This window comes from Bradyrhizobium sp. CCGUVB23 (genome assembly GCF_024199885.1).
Lineage (GTDB): Bacteria > Pseudomonadota > Alphaproteobacteria > Rhizobiales > Xanthobacteraceae > Bradyrhizobium.
This window is the reverse complement of record NZ_JANADQ010000001.1, coordinates 2,037,005-2,061,181: the sequence shown is the minus strand read 5'-3', so window position 1 is coordinate 2,061,181 and position 24,177 is coordinate 2,037,005. Positions and strand designations below refer to the sequence as shown.

Sequence of the window (24,177 nt, the reverse complement as noted above, 5' to 3'; positions counted from 1 at the left end):
GATAGATGACTACGTCTCCCGCAGGCAATCACAACGTCATCCGACCTCCCATTTTCACAGAATGGAAAGACAGTAGGGGGCAACTGGCGCGGATAGTCTGCTAGACGATCTTCTCCCTTTCGTTGCAGTCTAAGTCTGGCGTGGCTTCGTATCGGGCGACCAACCACTTTTCCATTATGACCTTGATCCCAAGCTCTTATTCCGTCTCCGCCCTTGTTGAGTTGAGAGCAGCGACCGCTTGCGTAAGATCGACGAACGATCCCTGCAAGGTGGTGTGATCATGGTCCAAAATCCATGGAGACCATCCGTGCTCGATTGCCTTATTGATGAACTTTTTGTGCGCGTCCGGCATGATCTCTTTCAAATCGTATGAGGCAATAAATCTCGGCATCGTATTGCTCCGCTCTGCGGCGCACGCGCGGCCTGGAGGCAGCGCGAGCACGACTCGGCGTCGGGAAGCACGAGCGATGCTGTCCCTACCGCTCGCGCCGCCAGGCACAGGCCGCGCGGGGTGCGAGTCCACGGGTATGCCCCTCAAGCTTTATCGACGAATGGTCTCCATTGCACCTGCCAGAATTGGTTGGTGCCGATCTCACGTGGCCTGGGGCAAATGCGCCATGGCGACTGCATTCGATTCGATTTTCGATGTGATTGAGCATCACCGCGAGCTTTCCGCGCAATACGATGCCGCGGTATCCATATCCGCGGAACTAGACGACGGTCCCGAATTTGGTGCCGACGACGCAATCAGCGACGAACGGTTGTTGGCGCTCCAGCAGTACGCAGCCGCGCTCATTCACTCCAAACCGACCACGCTTGCGGGCGTCATCGCTCTGAGTCGCTACGTCGCCAGCCTACCGGCTTGGCTGCTGTCTGATGAATATGATTGGCATCAACCGTTTCTGACAAGGCTAGCGGACGCGCTGGACGAGATCAGTGCGGGGGTAGCGCCAGACCCGTGCATGCCGACGCGGTCGTCGTCTACCGGGTCTGATGGGGCCGCCGTGGCGACATGAGCGAGAAGCGCCGGATGGTGGATCGGCCGAGGAGCCCTCACTTTTGAAAGCTTCATATCCGTCGGCGAGCAGGTCAACGCGGTTAGCCGCGTGGTGGGTATGGGGCGTGGCCATATGTCCACTCGGTTCTGAATTTTTGGTCCCGGCCTAGAACTAGAACCTGAGCGCCGTGTCCTGCTTTCCCCACCTTGTGGGCTGCGTCCACCGCGGCGCGGATTGCTTCCTCCTGAGTAGCGTACGGGCCGAAATGCTCGCCATTGAGCGCAACCATCCACTGGCCTTTATGGAGCGTGACGAAGTATTGGAAACGAGCGATCAATCTTCCTCCGGCATCGCCCCTATGATCGATAGATTTGAAGGGGGCCGGAGCTTTGCAACCTGACGCGGTCGTCTCAACTACCGGACTTGGTTGGGGGCAGAGATGGCCTTTGCAGTACAAAGTGTAGCAGGCTGAGCGTCGATGGTGGAGCTGAAAGCGCGTCGGCTTGCTAAGGACCGCTCAGATGCAGGCGGGCGGCCGAGGAGATCGATCGGAATCGGCCGATGGATAAGGCGCTATTGATCGCGTGGGCATGCGCTCTAATCGTCCTGGTGCTGTTCGTCGCGCTGTACCTTCCGTGGTCGTGAGTGGGGGATAGCCGGCGACGATCGATGAGGCGCTTGCTCGCGAAATCGCCGTCCGTCACCTCCTGGGACGGAGGCAGCGGAGGTGACACGGCGCTCGCGTAGTGGCGAGACCAGACGCCTGAAGCACTGTCCCTACCACGCGCCGCAAACTTTCGTGGCCAGCCTTCGCCCTTGGATTAGCAAAGCTGACCACCTCGCTCCCCGAGAAGCTCAATTCCCTAGGATGGTACCTATTTGCATCGTGGAGAAGTACCGCAAGCACCTATCAGAATTGGTGGCCGCCTAATCCAGCCGTTGTGGACTAGGCTGGTCCTCAGCCTTGCAGGTTCAGGAGACGTGAATGACCAAACACGCACGCATTCGCTGCATCAACACGACGGACAGAAAGAACCCTCACGAAAGACTCTCACATGTTGGCGGAGCAAACCCCGACGGAACGCCGTGGAAGCGATCCATCGATCAGGCTATCGGAGACATCGAGATCAACGAGTGGAGAGTTCTATGTCGAAGAAAACGGCCGCAGGGTTGACGTCGTGTGCGCCACGCACGAGGGGCACAAGTACATCAAGACGGCGGCGGACGTCATTCATCACGACAATCTTCTATTGCTCGCTGAGTGTCCGTGACACCGCGACTGACAGCAGCTCAGCCAACTGCGCCCGGGACGCATTCATTCGGAAGAAAGCTGGCTTCGATGAAGTACAGGAAAGCATTCTTAAAGCGGAAGCGGCTTATGTATGTTTGTGGCGCAGCAATCATAATCTGTTCGACACGGCCAGCGCTCGCCGCGGATGCACTGGAAGCCGTCATGCAAGGCTGCACGGCGGTGAAGGACGACAAAGTTAGCTTATTGTGCTTCGACAAAGCCGCTGCAACGCTCAAGGCCGTTGACGTTCTCGTCGGACCGGAAACAGCGAACACCAAAGAAATCGTTACGAACTTCAGCCCTAACGATTTCAAGGTCGTTGATCCTGACGACCTTCATGTTGCCCCTGAAAAGTTCATTGGGAAGCCTATCGAGATTCGAAACGTGAGCTGCTTCTACGCCGATAGGGGCGATTATCGCTGTGCGCCTTCACGCGGGATGATTACGGTAGTTTTCGCGAAGTCTATCGAACCAGCGGCTGAGCGGGAGACATTGGAACATGACTGCGGCGTCATCAAGAGGATTGCGTCGCCCGCCTGCCGAAGGAATATTCGAATAGTTCCTGCCGACTACGCTGAAGATTCACCCAGCGCCTTCGCGAAGCGCATTGTTGTGAAGGTGAAGAGAATTGAAGTTCTACCGGCGTCCCGACCAACTCGCTAAAGTCGCACCACGCGCGCCGCTAACTTCACGGGCACAACTACCAGAACTGGCCGTCACAAGTGGCTTGACACCTGGGACCGGAAGCAGCGCGGGCGCGACTCGGCGCCAGATTCCAGCTTTGGGGAGCAATAGATCGGGCACTGTCCCTACCGCGTCCGCGCTGCCGATTGAGGTTAGCAGCGACGCGACTCGGCGCTGACCTTCTGCGTAGATAGCGCTGTCCCTACCGCGCGCCGCTGACCTCGACGGTTCTGTAGTCGTTTGTGAAGAACGTTTCTGAGCACGGTTTTTACGCAAGGTGTGGTTGCGATAGGTGGCGACAGAGTATCCATAACAGGCCGCGTAAAAGTTCCGCGAGCCAGCGTCGGAGCAGGCTGAAGTTGTAGCCGGCGGCGGCGAGCACGGCGTTGATGCGGTCGCCGTCGCGGCCCTTGAGATGGTTACGGCGCATTCGGTGGTCGTCCTTGAGATGGCCGATCACAGGCTCGACGGCGGCGCGACGCCGCATCTCGCGACGGATCGCTTTGGTGACACGGCGAACCTGGCCGCTGATCCAGACCTTGAACCGGTCGGGATAGTTGTGGCCGCGGTAGCCCTTGTCGCCGTGGATGCGGCGCGCTGCAACACCTGTGAGCTTTTCGAGGTCGGCGATGACGGGACCGAGCGTGTGGCCGTCATAGGGATTGCCGTGCAGGGCCTTGGCATGCAGCACAAACTGCCCGCCTTTGGGCGCGGTGGCAGGCGTGGCAATCGAGACTTTGCAACCAAACTCGTAAGGTGCCCGGGCCTTGCCTTTGCCGATGCACTCCACCTCGGGGGCGTGCAACGAGTAGACCTTGGGACCGCGTTGACGCTGCTCTTGATGGCGAACCCGGTGGGCGAGATCGAGCAGCGGACCAAAGCGGTCCTCAAGCGCAGGGTCGCCCTCGATCTTGCGTCTGATGTCACGGATGATGCGGCCAAGCCGGGTGCGCAGGAATTTGAGCTCTCGTCGGGCACGCTTGAACTGGTGGGCATGCGTGTACCGCCCCACCATGATGGCGGCGCGCTTGGCCACGCGCAGATAGCTCTGGCGCAGTTCGACGCTCTCGCGTTTGGCCAAATCGACCAGCTTCTCGATCGCCCGGTGCATAAGCCGCGCATCGCTCGGATGCGCGATCGCCTTCTCCTGGACGGTGGTGTCCACAACGACCCGCTCGAGATCTTTGGTCTCGATCGCCCCAGTTCGATGCGCCACCGAGAGGCTTTCTTGCAATAGCGCGGCGATCTGCTCCTCACCCAGCCGCTGGCGCCAGCGGGTCAGCGACGAGCGATCGAACGGCAGGTCGTGCCGGAACACCACCTCGCCGCAGAAATACTGAAAATACGGGTTCTCGACCCACCTGTCGCACAGCGCCTCGTCAGAGAGATTGTGCATGTGCTTGAGGATGAACAGTCCGGCTACCAATCGTGTCGGCAACGGTGGCTGCCCCGGCCCGAGGCGACAGACCGAACTGAAGCGTCCCGCCAGGAAGTCCCAATCGATCTCCGCCGCCAGACGCACCAACGGATGGCGAAGGTTGATGATCTTCTCCAGAGATGGACGAAACAGATCGTCCTGACGATCGTCGCGCGGATGGCTCATGGGTTCTCCCCAACAGCGAATCTCGCCGTCAAAGGAATCACGACGTCGCCAAATCCGGAATCCAAAAACGCAAGAAAACCAACACCTACCCACGGCTTTCTTGCACAATCGAATACTTGCTCACGTCAAATCACAGCGACAGATCAATCGCTTCCGAATTCTTCACGAGCGACCCTGTATTCGGGCTAGCTTTCCAAAAGCTGACGAGAGCCCGACGCAATTCACAAAACGAAAAGTGGCCGCTTGCCGTCGAGACTGCCTCCGATGCGGCTTTTGACGATCATACATTCGATCGTCCCTAGGCGCGGAGCGCCACAACGTCAGACACACCTTCGTCGAAGCGGCATCATGCTTCCATTAGCTCGCGCCGCATCTTCAAAGCGTTCCGGCGCTTCTGCCGAAGGCGAAGCGATTGAAGCGGCCTCACAGGGCGGCGCCGCATACAAGGACGTGTCGGGCATCGTGTGGGCGCCCCCTACGGTAACACCACAATTCGGTCCGAACGGCGCTGCCTGGCCTTCTCGATCGCAACTCGACATGCGGTGGGGAAGGTAGTGCAGCGGTTGTGACTTCATAGTCTTCGACTGTATTGCAGGGCGAGACGATTCGGAAGCGCCATTTGCGCCTCCGGCTTGGCTTCTTACCGTGTTCGCGCTCCCAGAGCGAAGTATCGAAGCGCATCTGTGCCCTAAGGAACGTACTTTCTAGCCTGAAATGTCGACATGCCAGCGGCCACTGCGCTCGACACGGCTTTGCCGTCCAGCGCATCACGTGCGATCTGGCCGCCATCGCTCGCTACGTTCCAAAGGTATGACGCATCCTTTGGCTGGTATGTGTCGCGCTCGCCATCGATGAGTTGATGGGGACCTTCATAGCGCCTCGGGTCCCCGTAAAAGCACAACGCGCGCTCCAAGTCGACTACCCGATGGAGCAACGCACTCGCTTCAATCGCGACGAGGTCGGCTTCTGTGATCCTCGATTGGTTGCATATTCGTGTTCGTCCGAGAACATCATTTGATACTGCGACCAAGTTACGTCCGCGTAGTAGGCGAAGAAGCGGCACTCCGCGTCGCCGTTGTCGCAGCCGACGCCAAAGGTGGACCAATCGGTCCCCCTCTCGGAGCCGAAGAAGCCACGTCGCAGTTCGATGCTTGGTTCCGTGCAGACCTCAGCGCCCGTCGGCATAGCTTGCGCGCCGCCGCTTCGGCGTCTTCCAACTTCGCGTGCTTCGACGTAAAGGCCCATTTACTCGGCCGGGCTTGCGCGCGTACTTGTAAACGTAGAACATGCGCTATCTCCAAGTTACCAATTAGCGCTTCGTTCTGGCTTCCCACACCTCTGACAACTGGTAGGCCAGTTCTCTCTCCTTCGTTATTGCAAGTTGGTACCCGCGCGGGTCCAGCACAACGGATGATGATCTTGCCCGAGCGGACGGATTTGTAGGTCTCAATTTCACCGAACTCGATCAGTTCGAAAAGAGCGACTCCGAAATAGCGATTGCCAAAGCGAGTAATGCGCTTCGCGCGCTTATGCCGTCGCACGGCGTGGCTGCCGACCGCCGCCCTGTCGCTCTCCCAGTTGCAGCGTGCGTGCAGATGCTTTCGCAGGGCACGACGCACGCGTGGGCGATGGCCATTGGCATTGAGCTACACACGTCGGTCGAGCAGCGGCTTGCCTCCTAGCCAGGCGCCTCCACCCAAGCGCTAATCTACGTTCTAACGCAGGTTTCCGTTGCCATGTGGATTGAGCTGGCGAGAAAGAGGTCAGCGAGGTTATGGGCGCGCATGCCCGACGAGATGGATCGTCTCAGTGTTGATGCTGGTTGGGTCATGGCCTACCATCGAACAGCACTGTGACGCCGGTGCTGCGAAGGCTGTTTTGGCAGCCGCGCCTGTGTGAACCAGATCTGGGCACAGGAGCTCCCCCACTCTCGCTCATTTTGAAGCGGGTCCCGAAGATGTGCTATCGGTCTTGCGACCCTCCGATTCGGCTTCGATCCGAGAATAGGTTTGGGTAATATGGAGCGACGTAAGCTGGAATCCCTGCGCTCTCGCCTCTTGAATAACTGCCAACCGACCATGACGGGGTAGTATAAGGCGAGAACTGATATTGAAGCGTGGATACCGTCCTTTGATCCTCGGGTGAATTTCGGCCGCAACTTCCACGTCCGCAGATGAAATGTATCTGCCGCCCCATCTTTCGATGATCTGTTTAATTGGGTACGCTCGCTTCAACGCTCCCTTGGTCGTGGTTTGCGCATCAAGCCATTCATAGGCGATCCTGATGCAGTCATCATGTTCGTGGACATTGTTCTGTCGCTGATAGCGGACGTGCTTTTTGGCTTCGGCGATTTGCTGGGCAGTGAGCATGCTATCGAAAATCCTTTTAGTCGGCTCGATGAGGCAGAGTAAGGCTCAATCCAGGCCCTTGCGTCATTCCTAATTATGCAATGATTTGCGTAGCGCGGGACTTCCCGCGCCCCTGAGGGATGAGGACGCCCGCCCTTGTCGCGATCAGCCCCCCGTGGGGCGTATAGAGGGCTATCTTACAGAGATTTACCTAGCCTCCACTTCTGTCTCTCCCATCGATCTCTTCATCCACAGCTAACCCGCTCAGCCGCTGTCCGGGGGCTGTTCCTCTGCGAGGAGGTCCAATCCCTGAGAGCGCTAGACGTCAGGCAGGCGTCAGCCAGTTCTCGCCAAGACTTCCCGACTTCGATCCACTTGTTTTTGCGGGCTGGCAAATCATCGAGCATTCTTCGCGCATGAGAAGCAAGACGCATAGTGTCAGAATTCGGCGCGTGCTCAGCCTCTTCGAGAGCTTTACGGAGGGCCTTTTCGGAGAGCCTCCACCCGAACTCGGTAAACCTGTCTTCCGCGACATACTCAAAATCGGAACGTCAAAACACGGCCAACGACCGTATGGGTCTCCAATCCCACCTCATGCAACCAATGTCGGAGAAAATCCACCTGCTCTTGGCTGCCGAGGTCGAGAAGGTCAGCACCGTCGAACATCAAAAGCGCCGCCATGCCAGCGATTTCGGCTTGCACTTTTCCGTCCTGCGTTTGGAACCAATCGCTAATGATCGTCAAGGGCGTCATCGGCTGATCCAACGTCGACCTCTGCGCCAACCCAACAGGGGTTGGGTGGCGCGGAAACACATTGAGCAGCCGCGCGGCGACTTCGCGTTCAATCATCGTCATCCGCCAGGGTATCGACAGCGCAAGCCAATGTCATTTTGCCAACGCCTTACGCGCCGCCTCGAACGCTTCCTGATCTTTCGGTTCTGCAAGATCAAACCAGGAATCTGGGGCATAGGTCTCGATACGCTTGGCTAAGAACGATTGCGGCTTCCAATCTTGCCCCTCGCGCTTCTCGAAAATGATGACATCGCGGGTAGAATAACCATCCCCCTGAACATCGCAGTCGACCGAAAGCCGAACGCGCCACAAGCCATCCTTGACCGTTTGTTGCTCGTCCACCGTCGGCAAGTAGTGCACCTTAACACCATCGCCAATAGTGCAACGACCGCGCCGTAGAAGGTCACCCAGCTTACCTTGCGCTGTCGTCACGAAGTTAAAGTTAGCGGGATCATGTAGAAAGCGACGGCTCCCCCCTGTTTCGTTGTTGGTGACCTCGTCAGCAAGAAGTGAGAGTGCGAACGCCCGCCAGCCTAGTTCCATCGGCTTTGCATACGGCGTCACAAGTGTCACTGTGCCATCGCGTCCCACCTCCCAGGTGACCGTATGCTCGTCCGTTGTTTTATCAAACCTGTGTTTGGCCCACGAAAGCACGACCGGCTCGCCTGTGTCGGTCTTTCGGCCAAGCTCCCATCCCCTGGGAACGAAGTGTGCGACCTTTGCAACCTTGGCGAAGATTTGCTCCGCCGTCTCACCATCTTGCGCTCGCCAGGTTGATCTAACCTGGTTGATCAGGGCGTTGTCATCCGCACGCATGTCGCCGCTCTGACCGGCCAGCCCACCCGGCAAAATCCGTAGGCCAAGACTGAAACCGACACCAAGACCGAGGCAGAACCAAAGCACGCGTCTATCGGCCATTTCTCTACCCCACGCTGCCGGTCCTTATATCCGCTTCGGATTTGTATCCCGATGAGATCCGCGAGGCGCCTACCAGAGTTGGTTGGTCACGATGCCGGCCGCCTGGACGACTCCCATTCCGGGTTGGCCTGGATCGTCGAATGAAGTTTCAGGAAGCGCTGCGGCGCGCGGGTTCTGGTCCCGGCCGCCGAAATCGCGCGCTGTCTGGCAACGCTGGTCGACACTGCGAGCGAACACAAGCCGCGCCCGGCGTGACCGCGCGGTGGCTCGAATGCCATCGCCGTCGGAGCCGTGCATCATAAATTCGCCTCATCCGCTCTGCCCACAAAAGCAAGCGAAGAGCGGACATCAATCCGTGTCGGCGTCCATACTAAGACATGGCATGTCGAAAGCTGACAAAATCCGACGCAAACAAGATGCGAACTGTGGATCTGATCTTGGCACGAAGGGTGCAGGACTCGGTATTGCCCCGGGGCTGCTACTCCCCGTGGTTAGTCAGCATCGTAGCTCAGCGATCGTTGACTCGTGAAGTTAGGGGCGTGTGACTCAGCGCCTCCTCATTCGACCTCGGGTGCGGAGTCATGTGACCGCTAATTTCTCCTGCAGCGCGGGCGGACAGGGACAGCGTCCTCTCGCCGCGGACTGTCCAGTCGCGCCCGCGCTGCTCTCTTTAGGAGTATGCATATGCAGCGTGCGCGTCAGTATCAGACATTTGCAGCGTGCGCGTCAGTATCAGACATTTGCGCATTGAAGCGGCCGGGCTGAACATGAAAACAGAAAGAGGACAGTTAAGGCGGCACGCTCCTTGCTTCGCTGGGGTGAGCATTGCCGGTCTTGCAGGGGCTGCGATGCTGAGGGCGGACCCGGTAGTTTCAGGGCACTACTGGGGCCGCCCGGTCTATCGCTCGCGAGGCAACATGGAACAACATGCATGGAGCAACATGTCCGGGCGGCTTCCGCGGCGATTGCGTTCGCGCATGCGTTCGATCGCGAAGTCCTCAGCGTGTACGAACATGAAGGCCGCGGGTACAACAGGATCAGTGTCCGCGTAGCCGGGAGCCTAGCAAACGGTTACGACTTCGACGATGAGTGCCACATCGCCGGTGCGCTACCGAGCATATACCACTTCGGTGCCAAGTCGCATTGGCTGCTAAGACCTAAGCGCCCACGATTCTACAGCGGCTTTGATTATTGCACCTCAACCCGTTTCTCGGTGAGCGTGACAGACAATGGCGTCAAGATAGCCGATTGGCGGAGGAACTCGTTTCTCACATACACCGTCTGGTGGGCGGCGGCGCACGCAATTGAAGTGGGAGCTACGCGATGGAAATCACGTTGGTAGAAATCACGTCAGCAATTGGTGCTGTGCTCGTTTATACCGCGATCGTGATTGCTTGCTGGTGGGCAATTCTGTGAAGCGGCGCCACCATGGCAAAGTATCTGTGCTCGTATGACTTGGAAGAGACTTTCGCGGAAGAAGCTTTCGCGGCACCCACCCTGTGTTCTTGAAACAGGCCGTGGCGCACGGCTGGGAGGCTTGGGTGCTCGGCAGCAACAACCTATGGTACCGCCTTCCCCATACGACCCTGCAAGGCACGTTTGCAGAAATAGGAGTCGCCGAGCTTGCATTGGAGGCTGCCCGCGCCGCGACCGAGCGCGAGATGCGAAGTCCGGTAACCATCAACAAGTGGATTATCGTGCAGTATGATTCCGATCGCTTTAATTCCGACGAGTGGTGAGAGTTGAAAAAAGGGGCGTGGCGGCTAGGGCGGCGCGGACCCGTGAGCACGTAGCCAAACCCGAATGGATGAGAGCTTGACGAACGTTGGGTGGCTCTTGATCGATGTGAAGCAACGCGGCCTGTGGATCGCTCCTGAAGCGGCGGTCGGCGGCGGCGCTTTGGTGGTTCTGGAAGGCCCTCGATGAGGTCTTCCCCGGCACGCGACACCAGCGATGCTGGTGCCACAAAGTCAGCAAAGTACTCGACAAGGTCGCCAGATCCGTGCAGGGCGCAATGAAGAACGGCCTGCGGAACGTCTATCTGGCGCCGAGCCGGGCGAAAGCCGAAACCGCGATCGACGCCTTCGTCGAGAAATGCAGAACCAAATGCAGGCCCTGCCGAGCATTGGGCTCATCTGCACACTTCGAATCCGATCGAGAGCGTGTTCGCCACGGCGCGGTACCGCACGCACGGTGCGGACAAAAGGATCGCCCTCGCCGAAGACCGCGAAACTGATGGTGTTCAAGTTGATCGACGCAGCATCGAAGACATCACGCCGACTGAAATGGACAAATCAGTTGCCGAAGACCAACGCGACGGCATCGAGGTCATTCCGACCACTGAAAGCCACGCGGCCTGATCAGGCCGCGTCCCCCAGAATCAGCCATAGCTCGTCGGAAAGACGACAAATTGGACACAGACATGATGCAAATTGCCTTGGCATGAAGAATGCAAACCCGGAGTTGCCGTCTTTGGGGCAGGCAGCGAGGCGGTGGCGATGGTAAGATGTCTGTTCGAGGGTCTCTCATGTCAGATGCAAACCTACCGCTTTCAGGAGCGGTGTCGCAGTTGCTCCGCTCTTGGCAATCAGTCCTTAGCACAATGACCGGTCAGCTTGGACTGATTAACGTGAACCTCGGGAAAGCATCCAATCCAGCGATTGAAGAAGAAGTTCTGTCGAACGTGGCTAGCTATGGAAAACAGCTCGGTCGGCTTCAGGACGGGCTGATCGTCATCTTGAACCACCTCGATCTGCAACATCTTGACAATCAGGAAACCCGAGCAATCTACGACCTAGCCCAACTATTGAACGACATCGCGGATCTGAAAGAAAGGCATTACAAAGAGAACCACGATAGCAAGGCTGTTCTACGTCCTAAGGTCCAAGTCTCAATTCGCCCCTAAACCGTTTTTCGCAAGTCCGTGGTCAAATCCAGGCACCGGACGCTCTCTCGTTACCGCTGCTTCGGTCGGGTTTTCAAACGTAGGCCGCTAACGAAAGACCCAAACTCGGATAATGCAGATCAGAGGCTCGCGAATTGTACTAACCCGCCGTGACGAACAGCACGCCTAGCGTTTCCCGCGTGCCGAGCACAGGCTGCTGCGGCCGTAGAGTCTGGCCGTCGGAGCACAGGGCCGCGATATGAGCATCGGACGGCTGTGCGCAGGAAACCGCCCGCGAGCACGCACTCGCGCGGAAGTTGACGGCAAACATCAACCACAGGCCAAGGCTACCGTAGACGTCTGGCGGCGTAGCCCTGAAGCGACGGCGCAAAGAGTAAGCAGCGCGGTTGGCGCGGCGTGCTCTTCGCCCCTAGCGCGGGGTCACCCATCACCATCCATCTGCCGCGCGCGAGGTCAGGGTAAGCAAACAAACAGAGTCGGCGCGTCCTATGGGCGGACAAAGCCCAATCCCAAGTTTCCATTTCACGACCTCCGAGACGGATGCCCCCTTTGACGCGTGGCAATCGCTGGTCGAGATATTGTTCGAGAGCCACCCGTCAAAACAAACTTCCGAATCAAGTACGTTCCAAGCGGATCTCCTCGCTTACCATTTTGGCACCTTCCTGCTTTGCCGCAGCATCGCTGACGGCGGGCGCTATCGACGCACCACAGCACGTTTGGCTTGGGACGACCTCGACCATATCATTGTCTCATGCATCCAGCGCGGACGTGTCGCGTTGTCGACTCCAGCGTTTCGGCGACTTCGACCGGGCGATGTAGCGGTGCTCGATCTGTCCACACCCGTGGCCTTCGTTCTGGAAGCCGTCGAGGCGGTACACCTGATCATCCCGCGAGCGGCGCTGCCGGCCTCGGTTGCTCCAGTGCAGCCGATTCACGGACGCGTTCTACCCGAAGACAACGCAATGGGCGTTTTCGTCGGGAAGTTCGTCGAGGCTCTTTCCGCGGCGGCCCGGCACTTCGGCCAAAGCGACGTGATCGCGGTCGGGGCATCTATCCCGGACCTACTCGCCTCCTGCCTCGGGCCCTCAGATGTTCTGACCACGACAGGACGCAAGGAAAACCTTGGGCGCCGCTTGCGTCGGTACATCGAGGAAAACCTGCATCGCAACGACTTGACCTCCTCCCGTTTAACGCGGGAGCTTGGCATCTCGCGCAGTCAACTCTTCCGACAGTTCCAGACGACGGGTGTCGAGGCCTATATCCGCCGCCGCCGCCTGAGGCGCTCCCTGCTGGCTTTGTGCGATCCGCGCTGGGCCGATCGAAGAATAGGCGACATCGCCCACGACATGGGTTTTGAAGACGAGGCTCATTTCAGTCGCACGTTCCGGCAGGCCTTTGGCCTCTCTCCGCGCGCTATTCGCGCAGCCACACGACAAGCGGACAGTTCGGCGGCGGACGGCACGTTCCGCCCATTCAGCGGCGGCACCTTCTCCGATTGGGTGATGGAATTGCGGACCGACTAAACGACGCCTGTTGGGACGCTGGTCCAACTTTTCGGGATGCGCGTCCAAGGACACCCCGAAAGAACATCAGTAGCGTCATAGGCACGCTTAGGACCGCAGAGAGCAGTGCCAACAGGGTGCCTTCGAATGGAATCTCTTCGATGTCGGTCAGAATGAAAGACCAGCAGTCCAACATTCCAATCGGCCCCGATGCAACGGCAGCAGAGATCCCTTCAACGCGTCGCGGCTCCTAAGTGCTCAGTTCCCCCGCGCTTCTCACTCCTCGTTTTGAGTGAGCAAGGGTCGGCGCCGTTTAAGCCCGGAACGGTGCCGGCCACCAACAATCCCGGGCGCCATCTCAGCAATGAAGGACACGATCAATGACGTCATACTCTCTGACCTGCGTCAACAATTCACAGCTGCACGGTAGCTTCGCGGTATTCCAGAAAGCGCCGCCGACGACGATCCCTGGCAACGTATTTTCGCTCGCCTGGTTCGCCCGTCCAACCGCTCCAGGTAGCCGTGTGACCTTTACGTGGAGCCTCGACTACAGCTTCGTCTGGTCGGAGACCGGAGTGCTGCAACCAGGCGTCAACTTCTCGGCCACGCAGGTACAGCCTGCCGATCCGAGCGGCCAAAACCTAATTCAACTTACCCAGGACAGTGCCGGCGCGACGACTTTCATCAATCCCAGCGTCGATGGCGCTGTGGGTTCACTGACCATCCGTCAACTGTCGAATGTTGTGCCAAACCGCACATCCGTCGGCGTCGGCATGGCGGGGTCGGGCACCTTCGTGGTCCAAGCCGCTCCGAACATGACCGCCGTGTTTACTCCTCACCCCAATTATTGGGTGATCTTCGGCAATTACCAGACCGGGGACGTCATCGACGTCGAAGATGTAACCGGCGCTGTGGAGGCGACCTACGGAGGAGCCCTGACGGCTCGGACCGCAGCAATCGGTCTCGAAAACCTTATCAAGGTTTCCTGATTCTCCTAGGCGGCGGCTGGCATCAGCCGCCGCCGTTCGTCGAGACAAAACAAGTTTCTTGGTGCTGCAGCCAGCCGCCGCCCAAGGTTCGCAGGGTGTGGCACGGCCATTGCTGCGCTGCTTGTTCGGGCGCAGGGACGGCCTTCACGCGAACGAAGGTCTGAGCAATTAAGGAGGACCAGAAGATGACAACGGTTGTAACGCTAAACGTGTTCTCGGGACTGCCGAACCCGAGTTGGCAATTGACGGCGGTCGAAGAGAGGGAACTGGAGGACCGGATCCGAGCCTCATCGACTTTCACCCACGCGAGACCCTCCGGCGTCGTCGGCGGATTAGGATATCGCGGATTTCATATTGCGCAGCAGGTCGAGAGCTTGACCGGACCGAGCCGCCTGTTTCTGCACGAGGGCATCCTTGATCGAGGCCTTGGTCTCGCCAACTACGTTGCCGATTCCGATATCGAGAACTGGCTAATCACGACGTCGGCGCGTGCCACAAGTGACGAAGTCCGCCAGCATGTCAGTTCGCGCATCGGCGCTCACGCTCAAACCAGATTCGATGCCAATCTGGCGGGGCCGCCTTCATGCCCGGCATGTCGCGCCGTGGATGCGCCAGCTTACAACCCAGGCCTCTGGAATATTCCCAATATTCAGCCGTACAACAACTGCTATAACTACGCGAACAATAACGCGACAAATACCTTCGCTCAGCCAGGTCGCGCCAGCGGACATCCAGCGACGGCCATGGCTTGCAGCCATGTGCAGCCGGGGGCTCAATCGGATGGATTGAAACCGGCAGCGAACTTCTCGAGCCCCTTGGCCAAAGGTTCCGGCTGGTACGTGGCTCTGGTCGTTTGGCCGAACAATGATTATCATTGGTACCGACAGGACGACGTTGGATGTTGGTCGCATAAGCCGGGACAAACGGCGGCGAGGAACGTCGACAATGCTGGCGCTGCAATTTCCGATCCGCGGTCTTGCAATCGCGGCCCTTATACCGATTTTTGTGCTTACATGGTCACGAGCCGAGAGGTTCACATCCGATGATGCTTGGCCCCACACACGACAAAGCAAGAACTCGATGGATCAGCTACCCGATCGCGCTCAAGTCGAGATTGACGTTTTTTCGGGCCGCCCCAATCCAACGTGGGAGCTTGGACGCACCGATCTGACGGTGCTTCTAGGTTTGCTCCAGAAGTTAAGTAAGGTGAAGTCTGCTGCCGGTGCGGCAAACGGACTCGGTTTTCGCGGTTTCAAAGTGAACTTCCTAACGGGGGGCACTCAACGAGAACTCTATGTCAAGGGCAGCTCAGTGATCGATGGGGCTCAACGTTTCTCTGACAATCATAAGACGATCGAAAAATTTCTTCTGGCGAAGATGCCGCCTGAACTTCACGATCAGCTTGTGGACGTGTTGCCTCACTAGAATCGATTCCATGAAACCGGTATCCACGGAACTGGAAGTGCTTTCGTGGACTCCTCGTGGGTTTGTCCGGACGAGGATTGATATCATTGACGGCACACGTAAATGGCATCATCTACAGCCGCGACCACGCAGCAATTTCAGAGCGCCCGACGATTAGAGACGAGCTCGCGGTCACCTCGTCACGGAGGCGCTGGGCTAACGTTGCCACGTCAACTTCGGCCTCCGTTGCTAGGCCGAATTGTTCGATCTTTGGCAGCAAGGTACGTTCAAGATCCGCCGCAACCGTCAACCAGTCCGCGCAGGCAGCACCGAATCCAATAAAGCTGCATGCGCATCTGCGGCGCCGGCAGATCGGCGTCCAAGAACGCACGTACAGAGTTATAGTTCCGTTTTGGTCTGTGCCGGCACGTCGAAACGCTTCCACGGCCCATCGGCAGCATGCATCGTAGGTCGGCGCGGGCGGGAACGATCGGACGCAGCTCCAATCGGGCTCGTGGAAAACGATAACGCCTCCGGGCGAAAGATGCTTTGCGAGTTTCCGCACCATCGCGGCGGCGGCGGCTTGTAAAACAAGCACGTATCTTCCCACAACAGCATCAAACGGCCGGCCGAACTCCAATTCGCTCGGATCGCCGACGCGGAACGAAACATTCCGCATGCCTTTGGCCATTGCCCGTTGTGTTGCTACCCCGACTGCCGTCGCCACATGATCCGCGCCAATCACTTCACCAGCGTCACCAACAAGCTCGCCCGCTAGAAATGCGACGTCGCCCGTGCCGCTGCCAACGTCCAGCACACGCATTCCGGCCTTGACGCCCGCTTCAAAAACCGTCGCGTGAGCGGGTCCACGTAACGGGCCTGGGTTTGGAGACGCTTCAATTCATGGTCAGAGTGACCGAGCGGATAAGCGGGATGGTGCATGACGATCTCCTCCATCGCCAAAGAACCCTAACCAAAGATATCCACGCCGGCCGTTGAGTTAAGTCAAAGCCGCGACCTTGCGCGTCCGGCTCCACCGCGCCTCGCCGTCAGGCGCTCCTGCCCATCGGCACCACGTTGTCATTGTCGAGCCTGGCCGTGGGTGGCAGCGCCGTGCAATGGTTGGCCCAGTCGCGCATGATCGCAATCCGCGCCTTGAACATCATGCCGCGCCGGTAGGCCTTCTGGACCTTGCCGCCGGGGCGCAACGTGCGCCAGCACGAATTCCACCGCGTGCGCTCGAGCCCGTTCTCATTAGTGGTAACCGCTCTCGCCCTCAGTCGAGCGATTGAGCTTAATGCGCACCGGCAGAGTCCCCAGGACGGTGGTGGCAGCCGGGTCAATGGCGCCGGCATATTCTCGCGCAGATCGACCGTGTAACCTCTCTGGGACGCCGTCCTTCGCTGTTCGCCAAGGCCGTGGCGCCTGGTTCGAGCTATTGCGATCTCGCTAAACAACGTTCATCGGCTCTGCGCGGAAGAAAAGACCTTCGCGAAGGGAGCCGAGTGCACGCGTTGGTGAACTCATTAAGCCCGAAAGGCAGGGACAGCACGGAGCGGGCCTACGGCTCCGGCGACACTGGACGCTCGCCGAAACATTCCCTGTGCGCCGGTTGGCGGTTACGTGGTGTTATTCTCAGTATCCATTCAATGCCGGGGGTTTTCCTGTTTGAGACCCATTTCGCATTTGGTGATCACCAGCCTCTGAATTTTCGTGTACCTAATCGTTGAGGCATTCCAGCCGTCGCTCAAAACCGCCAACGGCTTTTGTCTTGCGCTTGGGCATCCGAGAGACCGCACACCTATTCCTCGCGGCGTGCCGCATGGGCTTGGAGGGCCCGGTGTCGAAGCATCGCATCGCGATGGGCGTACCGCGCATTGGTTCAAGGTCAAAAATCCGGCGCATCCGGGCTATAGGCCGCGTCCAGCATGTCCACGGGCGGCGCGCCGACAAAATACTTTAAAAGGCTTGAAAAACGCTACTCCCGACACTTGGCGGACACTCGCGAGGTTAGTCATTGAGAGTGTTGCGTCTTTCCCGGAAATAAGCTTCCCCTTGCGGGAGAAGGTGGCTTCAACGGGAAGCTCTGCTTCCAATCAACTGACGATTTCCTAGCGGCGCAATTCTGCGACGCTCGCTGCGGAAAGGCCCAGTTCGTTCAGAACCTCGTCGGTATGTGCCCGAGCATGGGCGGCGGCAGGCCGGGGTTTTGATGCGGTTCGCTGCCGCCCAACTTTGGTAGGTCGACAATTCTACGGTCTGTGTGAATGTGAGCCTGTTGATGAATGGAGCCAGCGCGGCTGGCGCTGGGCGTCATCTCTGGTCTTGTCATTGGTCCGGGCCGCGCCAAGGCTGGATCGGACGATTTGTCAATCGGCGGGTCAGCGGCAACCAGAGTGGCCATGCTAACCAAGCACAACGGTGCCAACCCGAATGCCTTCGGGCTTTCGATATTGACCTCTCAAATCCGCTTGATGACGCAGCGCTAGAGCGCCTACAGCCAAACGATTAGGGAATTCAACGATGCCAAATGCCAGCATGCGACTGAGCGTTCCAGAAACCTTTTCTTCTCCTCTGACCAAGTCGAGTTATCTGCGCCTCGGCTCTTATTCGGACGAAGAGGCAAACCTTGTCACTGGTCTCACGGCGACAGTCAACGATGGTCCGGCAGTGACCCGCGAGCATGAGAGCGACAACGCTGGCATACTTGCCTTTACCAACAAGGACTTCCAGACAAATGTCGAAGGCGCGGCACTGTTGAAAATCGGGTGCGGCCAAACGATGGAGGTCACGAACGGCAACGTCCAGCACAAGGTGCCAAAAGGCATCTATGAGATCTCCGCCGAGAATGGCGTGTCAATCACTGCTGGCAGCGCTGTGACGTCCGCAGACATCATCCTGACGGCTTCGAACCGGGTCAAATTGGTCAATAAGGGTGACAAAGTAGAAACGACCACTGGCAACACCGAAAAGCGGATTATGGGCAACGCGGAGGAATTCTTCGACGGAACAAAACTCACTTGTATGCGCGGCGCGGCTACCCAGCTGACGATGGCCAGGAAAGTATCAATCTTCTTTGGAGAAGCGTTCACCTATAAGATTTCAAGATCATGTTCATTTAATCTGAGCGATACGCAATCTGTCACGGTTGGCAACAACCTCAACGTTGTCAGAGGCCACGACGTCAAGCAAGTGATCGGCAAGTCGACTAAGTGTGTTTTTGGACCCGACTTCAAGTCGGCAGATAGTAGTCAAACAATTCTCAAGACAAGCAGTTTCAAATACGTGCCCGTTGAAGACCTGAAGGTGGTCGGCCGCGACAGCAAGATCTGCAAGACCAGCATGTCCGTTACAGAAAAAGATGTGAGGCAGGGCAAGTTAAGCACGGCGCAGCACGAGCTTGTCATCCGAGCAGCAGAGACCATGTCCCGCACCGGTAAGAGGGAAGTCATACAAAAGGACCAGACAATCTTCCTGTAGCTGACCAGTGAGCAAGAATGACGATGACGATCCGCGCCACAAACGCCCACATTTTGTCGACGGCCGAGCGCTTGCTAGAAGGCGAACATAACACGGCCCGTGTCGTGTCAGTCAGCGCATTGCGGTGGACGTCAAATTCGCTAGCACTCGGCACAGCTGACGGTAGCTGTCGGATATCCCTCGCCCGACCTTAGCCACAGGACATGGTTTGCTCGCTACCTACGTGGATCAAGCGTTTTGTCGTGACCGTGCTCGAGCGGGCGGCTTTCAACGGTCCTGTGGTCGGCCTACTTGGAGGTCACAACATTACGATTGAAGCCAAGACCATCACTCTTGCGGCGCGTCAGCGCGCCTCCTTTTGCGCCGATAGTGTCGATCTGCAGGCCAAATTGTTTTCGGTACTCGCGAACAAAGGCACCTGGATCGGTAAACTCTACACGTTAATCGCGGATCATGTCCGATCCTCGGCGCGGCCCCAGGAAGCGAGCACCGGGTCGCTCACCGTAAAGGTAGTCGACCGTGCCACGGTGATTGAGCGCATCGACGTTTTGCAGACCGAAACCCGAGCCATTAGGGTTACTGGCATTGCTTCTGAGATAGCCCTTATCAAAGTCGCCATGGTGAGCGAGGATCTCCGTCTCGACGGCAAACGCGTCACGGTTGCGTAGCCGATGCCGTCCGCTGGCATGTCCGCTCCGAGCTGGCAAGACCGGGTTCAAACGGCCCAGGAGTTTATTGCCGCCGGCCGTATCGAGGAGGCGGAAGCGCTACTGGAGGAGATCCCTGCCACAAGCGATCCGGATACGCTCAATGCAAGGGCCACATTGGCGCTTGCGCGGCGACAGACCGAGTTTGCGTTCGGTATGCTGGCAGAAGCGGCGACCATTTACCCCGAACACGCGAGCCTCATCACCAACCTCGGTATCGCTCACCAATTGCTCGGCCGCGCTGAGGAGGCGATGATCTGCCTCGAACGCGCGGTTGCTCTCGCCCCGCGCAACGGCGCGATCAAGCTAGCGCTCGCTCGAGCCTTGTTGAGCCGCGGCAACGTTACGGATGCCCGCGCGATGACGGAGACCGTTGTCGACAACGAGCCAGGCAATACGCGCGCTCTCGTTCAATTCGGAGCCATAGAGTTCGCCTTGGGCCACAGTTCGTCGGCTGAGACTGTCCTGCTTCGTGCGCTCGAGATTGCTCCAGACGATCCTGATGCGCTGGGCCATTTGTCGGCACTTATGCTCGAACGAAGCCGATTCGACGAGGCACTCAACCTTGCCGAACGCGCGCATCTGCGCGCCCCACTCGATACAGACGGCCTCTTGCATCTGGCTTATTGCCGCGCCGCAGCAGGGCGCTGGTCGCAAGCGGAGACGACCTGCGAGAAGTTACTGGCCTATGCGCCGGCTCATGTTGGTGCCCGCGAAATCTTGGCCCGCGTTACGATTGCCAAGGGTGACATGGACCGAGGCATTGCGCAACTGACGGCATTCGTTCGCGCTCAAAAATCGGACCACTCCGCCGCGATTGCTCTGGTGCGTGTCCTGCAACTCGTTGGCCGGTTCAATGAAGCCCTCAAGCTTGTCGACCGCGTCGCGCAGGCGCTGCCAGAGAATGAAGCAGCGAAGTCTTTACAAAAAACGCTCGAACTGACGCTCGGTCGCTTCCCGTCACCCGATCCGACCGCCTTAGAGCCTGTCACGCGGATACTCGTCCCCCCGACGACCGGCGCACTCGAGTTCGTAGCGCTCGTTCGCCTCTTGCGCCGGCTGACGAGCCAGCAAGATGTGCAGGTGGTCGCGGAGGCGCGTTATCAGGCTCTTCTTGCCCACCTCGCTGAGCCGGTGATTATGGACGAGCCGAGACCTGGACTCTCAGCTACGCCGTTGCAATCGCTATTGCGCATTCTGTCGATCGACGCCTGCACCATTGCAGATGACGTTCCGTACCTGCGTCCCGATGCCGAGCTATTCGCCAAGTGGCGCGATGCTTTGGCCGTGTTCGCAAGGCCGTTGGTAGGAATCCTATGGGAGAGCGGCGCTCTTGGCCTATCGATGGAGCAGGTCGCCGCTGTGATTCCACATTCCGTCACGCCGATCAGTTTGATGAGTGGAGCGCAACGCCACGACATGAAGCGATGGCGTCACCCGATCGATGCCGGTGTGCATATCGAGCGCCCTGCGGAATTGATCGCAGCGATCGCCAATCTCGACGCCGTGGTTGGGCCCGACAGCTTCGCCGTCCATATCGCCGGAGCACTCGGAGTTCCCGGCGTGGTTTTCGTGCCATGCGGTTATCCCTGGTATTGGGCCCAGGCTGGCGGAAAGCCACTGTGGTACCCGTCGTTCGAAGTCGTCGCGCAGGAACGGTTCGGCCATTGGTCTGAGGCGATCGAGCAAGGCGGGCGTAAACTGGAGGCACTGTTGCGCGGGTCAACGAGCGAATTGGAGTAGCGTGCTCCCTCGATCACATCTGGAAGGCTGCGGCCATTTAAAGACAAAGCGAGATGGCTTGCTTTTTGGACCCTCAGTTAGGTTGGAAGGCGACCGCTCCGTCAACCGTTAATAGAAACGCTCGGCATTTTGCGCGGCGTTTCTATTTGGCGGGTACTATGCTGGATAGTAACTGGGAAGTGATCAATGGGGCCCCGGCCATCACATAGAGCAGCTAACAGCTAGTTCATCGAATTCCTCAAACTTATCGATACTGCCTATCCGGCGGGTACCGCGATCAAGTTGATTCTCGACAATCACTCCGCACACATCTCGAAAGAAACCAGAGCCTGGCTCGATACACGAGCGGCAGGCCGCTTCGAGTTTACGTTCACGCCCAAGCACGGCTCCTGGCTCAACCTCATTGAAGGCTTCTTCTCCAAATTCGCTCGTTCCGTCCTGCGCCATATCCGGGTGACCTCAAAACACGAACTCAAGGAGCGCATCATGGCCGGCATCGACGACGTCAATCGGTATCCTGTCGTCCACACCTGGTCCTACAAGCTCGCCGAGGCCACCTGAATATGATTCGAACCACGAAAACGCTGACCTAGATGGAGCGGATGATGAAGAAGACGAGACGGAGTGTGCTCACCCTGATCGCCGCCGCCCAGCTTTGGTAGGTCCGCAATTCTACGGTCTGTGCGAATATGGGCCTGTCGGTGAATGGAGCCACCCCAGCGCAGCTGGCTGAAGCGCCGGCCAGGGATCCAAGTCGTCGCCCGCGAACGTGCGGGACTGTCGCCCTATCCCGATCAATTCACCCCCTCCCGCTTTTGGCGCTGAGGTCGAGAACTTGCTACGATCTAGGTTCGGACGCGGGAGATTGGCGTGGACCCAGACAATTTCGATCCATTCGATCCAGGTTGGCTGCAGGCGTACGACGCCATGTTGCAACAACAGGCAGAGCCGGCCGCGCCAGGAGCGGTAGACCAGGTCGCGCACGAGGACTCTGAGCAGCACTTGGTCGAGGAGCGCCAAGGCGGTGCTGCTCCCATCGCAGGGGCCGCCCACCGCGCTCAAACCCTCACTATCCTCATCTGTCCGATAACGATGAGAACCTCATCAGCTCGGCTCTCGAGGCCAGGGTTGTGCGCGAGAATCTAACAGAAGGAACAGCACGCAAATACGCTAGCGTTCTTCGTAGATTGGGCGATCATCTCGGGGCGCGAGGGCAAGCCATTGATGCAATCGATCATGATTCCTTGGTCGCTCACGCCCAAAAGTTTTTTTCGGATGTCCCTCATGTTGGCTCCGCGTTGACGTCCCTTAGGAGATATCGTGAGCTTGGACCAATTGATGTGGGTGCTGCTCCCATCGCACGGGTCCTGCCGCGTTCAGACCGTAACTATCCTCATCTGTCCGATAACGACCAGAACCTCATCAACTCGGCTCTCGAGGCCGAGGTTAAGCGCGGGAATCTAACAGAAGGAACAGCATGCGCTTACGCTCGCGCTCTTCGTCGATTGGGCAATCATCTCGGGGCGCGAGGCCAAACCATTGATGCACTCAATCATGTTTCCTTGGCCGCTCACGCCGAAGCGTTTTTTCGGAATGACCCGCATGTGGGTTCCGCGTTGACGGTCCTTCGGAGGCATCGCGAGCCTGTCTCTGTGGAAGACGAGATTCTCATCGACCGGGAAAGAGGCTCATCTCATATCAAGTTGCGATTGTACGAAAACGTACAGACCCTTGAAGGGAGATAAATTCATGCGCTCTATGAAGCGCGGGTTGCCCGGTGCGTTGTGCTATACTTTCGATGCTGCCGTTCTTGAGTGCTCATAGCGTTCAGGCACGGTGCGCGGGTCGTTTTTATCTCGGCCCCTCCCATTTGGGACATGCGCATCGCGGCTGATGCGCTTTGAATGAATTCATTGGAAGTGATGCATTTGGACAGTTGATATTTGAGTAGCGGAGATTGCGGTGTCGGAACATTTGGGAATCGCAGCCATCCCCCGTCGCCGGTATCTCGTTCTTGTGATGCTCTGGGCTGCACTCCTGCTCCCGTTTATCAGCCAAGCCACAGCCCAATGTACGGCGCGAGACGTCCTGCAGAATCGACTGAAGCTTCCGACTGCCGAGCAAGTTCGCACGCCTAAAGCTCCGACTGCATCCGCGGCCGATATCCAGACCTGGAAAACAATTGAAGTCGGTACCCTCGCGGGCTCGTTCGCTCTTGTTGGGGCATCGGATGCAGCAGGTTGCAAGATCGGCGGCCAGGCTGCGGAAATTCTCGTCCGTCCCGCCGCTACCGTTAGCGCGACCAAAACGGACGTCGAGCTGGTGGCGGTACCTGCGACAGAACTCGGCTTTGAAGGCGACACCGCGAAGCTGGCGGCAATTTATGCGCGGGCGCAGCAACTGGGCTTCCAGCTTGCAACGGCAGAAATCGGCGCGCAGTTGCGGCTGCAGTATTTCGAGCAGCCCATCGGGGAATTTCTCATCGTCGGAATGGAACCGATCAGGACCTGGGGCGGCGAGCCGGTCATTCTGAACATTGCGAATGGCGGGGCCGGGCTCATCCTCATTGGGCAAGATGGCAGAGCTGACGCCGACATACCCGCGATGTCCCGTATTGTTTTCGTGAGATCTATTAAGGCGGCGCTAACGCAAGGGATCGGCGAGGCCGCGGCAGTCGCGCATCGTTGATGCTGGCGGCGACACGAACGATCATTGCATCTGACGTATTTCAAGAAAGGTGTGCTCAATGCACAATCGATTAACGATCGAAGCGCCGACCTACGAAGTAAGCGGCTCGTCGATCACGACGGGCC

At 58.3% G+C, this 24,177-nt stretch carries 22 protein-coding genes and 1 pseudogene; 16 read left to right on the top strand and 7 right to left on the bottom strand.

What is annotated here, in order from left to right:
- The first annotated feature begins 617 nt into the window (after positions 1–617).
- Entirely contained in the window at positions 618–1,016 is a 399-nt protein-coding gene (locus tag NLN62_RS09620) for a hypothetical protein (RefSeq protein ID WP_254108544.1), read from the top strand.
- Between the two features lie 82 nt (positions 1,017–1,098).
- Here the strand turns inward: NLN62_RS09620 and NLN62_RS09615 are convergent, their stop codons facing one another.
- Positions 1,099–1,335 (bottom strand): DUF2188 domain-containing protein, encoded by a 237-nt coding sequence (locus tag NLN62_RS09615; protein WP_256575900.1) that lies wholly within the window; start codon positions 1,333–1,335, stop codon positions 1,099–1,101.
- 648 nt (positions 1,336–1,983) lie between these two features.
- Here NLN62_RS09615 and NLN62_RS09610 point away from each other — a divergent pair.
- The 3 genes from NLN62_RS09610 to NLN62_RS09600 all read left to right on the top strand — a co-directional run bounded on the left by NLN62_RS09610 (position 1,984) and on the right by NLN62_RS09600 (position 2,952).
- Positions 1,984–2,172: a DUF3892 domain-containing protein gene (locus tag NLN62_RS09610; RefSeq protein ID WP_254108543.1), complete on the top strand. Its 189-nt coding sequence runs from the start codon at positions 1,984–1,986 to the stop codon at positions 2,170–2,172.
- 4 nt (positions 2,173–2,176) lie between these two features.
- Positions 2,177–2,269 (top strand): DUF3892 domain-containing protein, encoded by a 93-nt coding sequence (locus NLN62_RS09605; protein ID WP_254108542.1) that lies wholly within the window; start codon positions 2,177–2,179, stop codon positions 2,267–2,269.
- A 68-nt stretch (positions 2,270–2,337) separates the two neighbouring features.
- Positions 2,338–2,952: a hypothetical protein gene (locus tag NLN62_RS09600; protein ID WP_254108541.1), complete on the top strand. Its 615-nt coding sequence runs from the start codon at positions 2,338–2,340 to the stop codon at positions 2,950–2,952.
- 289 nt (positions 2,953–3,241) lie between these two features.
- On the opposite strand, the gene NLN62_RS09595 is transcribed toward NLN62_RS09600, so the two are convergent.
- From NLN62_RS09595 to NLN62_RS09580, 4 genes are all read right to left on the bottom strand, one after another.
- Positions 3,242–4,576 (bottom strand): IS5 family transposase, encoded by a 1,335-nt coding sequence (locus NLN62_RS09595; protein ID WP_254108540.1) that lies wholly within the window; start codon positions 4,574–4,576, stop codon positions 3,242–3,244.
- A gap of 1,934 nt (positions 4,577–6,510) precedes the next feature.
- Positions 6,511–6,945 carry a hypothetical protein gene (locus tag NLN62_RS09590; RefSeq protein WP_254108539.1) on the bottom strand — a complete coding sequence of 145 codons (435 nt, stop codon included), beginning with the start codon at positions 6,943–6,945 and terminating at the stop codon, positions 6,511–6,513.
- A gap of 516 nt (positions 6,946–7,461) precedes the next feature.
- Complete coding sequence (locus NLN62_RS09585; RefSeq protein WP_254108538.1) at positions 7,462–7,779, bottom strand: hypothetical protein; 318 nt, start codon at positions 7,777–7,779, stop codon at positions 7,462–7,464.
- A 30-nt stretch (positions 7,780–7,809) separates the two neighbouring features.
- Positions 7,810–8,634, bottom strand: a complete 825-nt coding sequence (locus NLN62_RS09580) for a nodulate formation efficiency C protein (protein ID WP_254108537.1) — start codon at positions 8,632–8,634, stop codon at positions 7,810–7,812.
- A 1,541-nt stretch (positions 8,635–10,175) separates the two neighbouring features.
- Here NLN62_RS09580 and NLN62_RS09575 point away from each other — a divergent pair.
- The 7 genes and pseudogenes from NLN62_RS09575 (at position 10,176) to NLN62_RS09545 (ending at position 15,455) form a co-directional block, all read left to right on the top strand.
- Positions 10,176–10,373: a hypothetical protein gene (locus tag NLN62_RS09575; protein ID WP_254108536.1), complete on the top strand. Its 198-nt coding sequence runs from the start codon at positions 10,176–10,178 to the stop codon at positions 10,371–10,373.
- A gap of 55 nt (positions 10,374–10,428) precedes the next feature.
- A pseudogene (locus tag NLN62_RS09570) lies at positions 10,429–10,941 on the top strand (transposase); the annotation flags it as partial.
- Positions 10,942–11,161: 220 nt separating this feature from the next.
- Positions 11,162–11,539: a hypothetical protein gene (locus tag NLN62_RS09565; protein ID WP_254108535.1), complete on the top strand. Its 378-nt coding sequence runs from the start codon at positions 11,162–11,164 to the stop codon at positions 11,537–11,539.
- 488 nt (positions 11,540–12,027) lie between these two features.
- Positions 12,028–13,062, top strand: coding sequence for a helix-turn-helix domain-containing protein (locus NLN62_RS09560; RefSeq protein ID WP_254108534.1), 1,035 nt, complete (start codon positions 12,028–12,030; stop codon positions 13,060–13,062).
- Positions 13,063–13,421: 359 nt separating this feature from the next.
- Positions 13,422–14,030, top strand: a complete 609-nt coding sequence (locus tag NLN62_RS09555; protein WP_254108533.1) for a protein rhiA — start codon at positions 13,422–13,424, stop codon at positions 14,028–14,030.
- Between the two features lie 185 nt (positions 14,031–14,215).
- Entirely contained in the window at positions 14,216–15,076 is an 861-nt protein-coding gene (locus tag NLN62_RS09550) for a hypothetical protein (protein ID WP_254108532.1), read from the top strand.
- Between the two features lie 34 nt (positions 15,077–15,110).
- The gene (locus NLN62_RS09545; RefSeq protein WP_254108531.1) at positions 15,111–15,455 is read left to right on the top strand and encodes a hypothetical protein; all 345 of its coding nucleotides are present in this window, start codon (positions 15,111–15,113) and stop codon (positions 15,453–15,455) included.
- A gap of 112 nt (positions 15,456–15,567) precedes the next feature.
- Here NLN62_RS09545 and NLN62_RS09540 read toward each other — a convergent pair whose 3' ends face one another.
- The gene (locus NLN62_RS09540) at positions 15,568–16,335 is read right to left on the bottom strand and encodes a class I SAM-dependent methyltransferase (RefSeq protein ID WP_256576084.1); all 768 of its coding nucleotides are present in this window, start codon (positions 16,333–16,335) and stop codon (positions 15,568–15,570) included.
- Positions 16,336–16,483: 148 nt separating this feature from the next.
- Positions 16,484–16,642, bottom strand: coding sequence for a hypothetical protein (locus NLN62_RS09535; protein WP_254108529.1), 159 nt, complete (start codon positions 16,640–16,642; stop codon positions 16,484–16,486).
- Between the two features lie 1,315 nt (positions 16,643–17,957).
- Between NLN62_RS09535 and NLN62_RS09530 the strand changes: the two genes are divergently transcribed.
- From NLN62_RS09530 to NLN62_RS09510, 5 genes are all read left to right on the top strand, one after another.
- Positions 17,958–18,914, top strand: a complete 957-nt coding sequence (locus tag NLN62_RS09530; RefSeq protein ID WP_254108528.1) for a hypothetical protein — start codon at positions 17,958–17,960, stop codon at positions 18,912–18,914.
- A gap of 242 nt (positions 18,915–19,156) precedes the next feature.
- Entirely contained in the window at positions 19,157–19,582 is a 426-nt protein-coding gene (locus tag NLN62_RS09525; protein WP_254108527.1) for a hypothetical protein, read from the top strand.
- 18 nt (positions 19,583–19,600) lie between these two features.
- Positions 19,601–21,364 carry a tetratricopeptide repeat protein gene (locus NLN62_RS09520; protein ID WP_254108526.1) on the top strand — a complete coding sequence of 588 codons (1,764 nt, stop codon included), beginning with the start codon at positions 19,601–19,603 and terminating at the stop codon, positions 21,362–21,364.
- Between the two features lie 228 nt (positions 21,365–21,592).
- Complete coding sequence (locus NLN62_RS09515) at positions 21,593–21,925, top strand: transposase (RefSeq protein ID WP_256576085.1); 333 nt, start codon at positions 21,593–21,595, stop codon at positions 21,923–21,925.
- Between the two features lie 1,401 nt (positions 21,926–23,326).
- A complete protein-coding gene (locus tag NLN62_RS09510; protein ID WP_371932944.1) occupies positions 23,327–24,052 on the top strand; it encodes a hypothetical protein in 726 nt (241 codons plus the stop codon).
- The last annotated feature ends 125 nt before the right edge of the window (positions 24,053–24,177 follow it).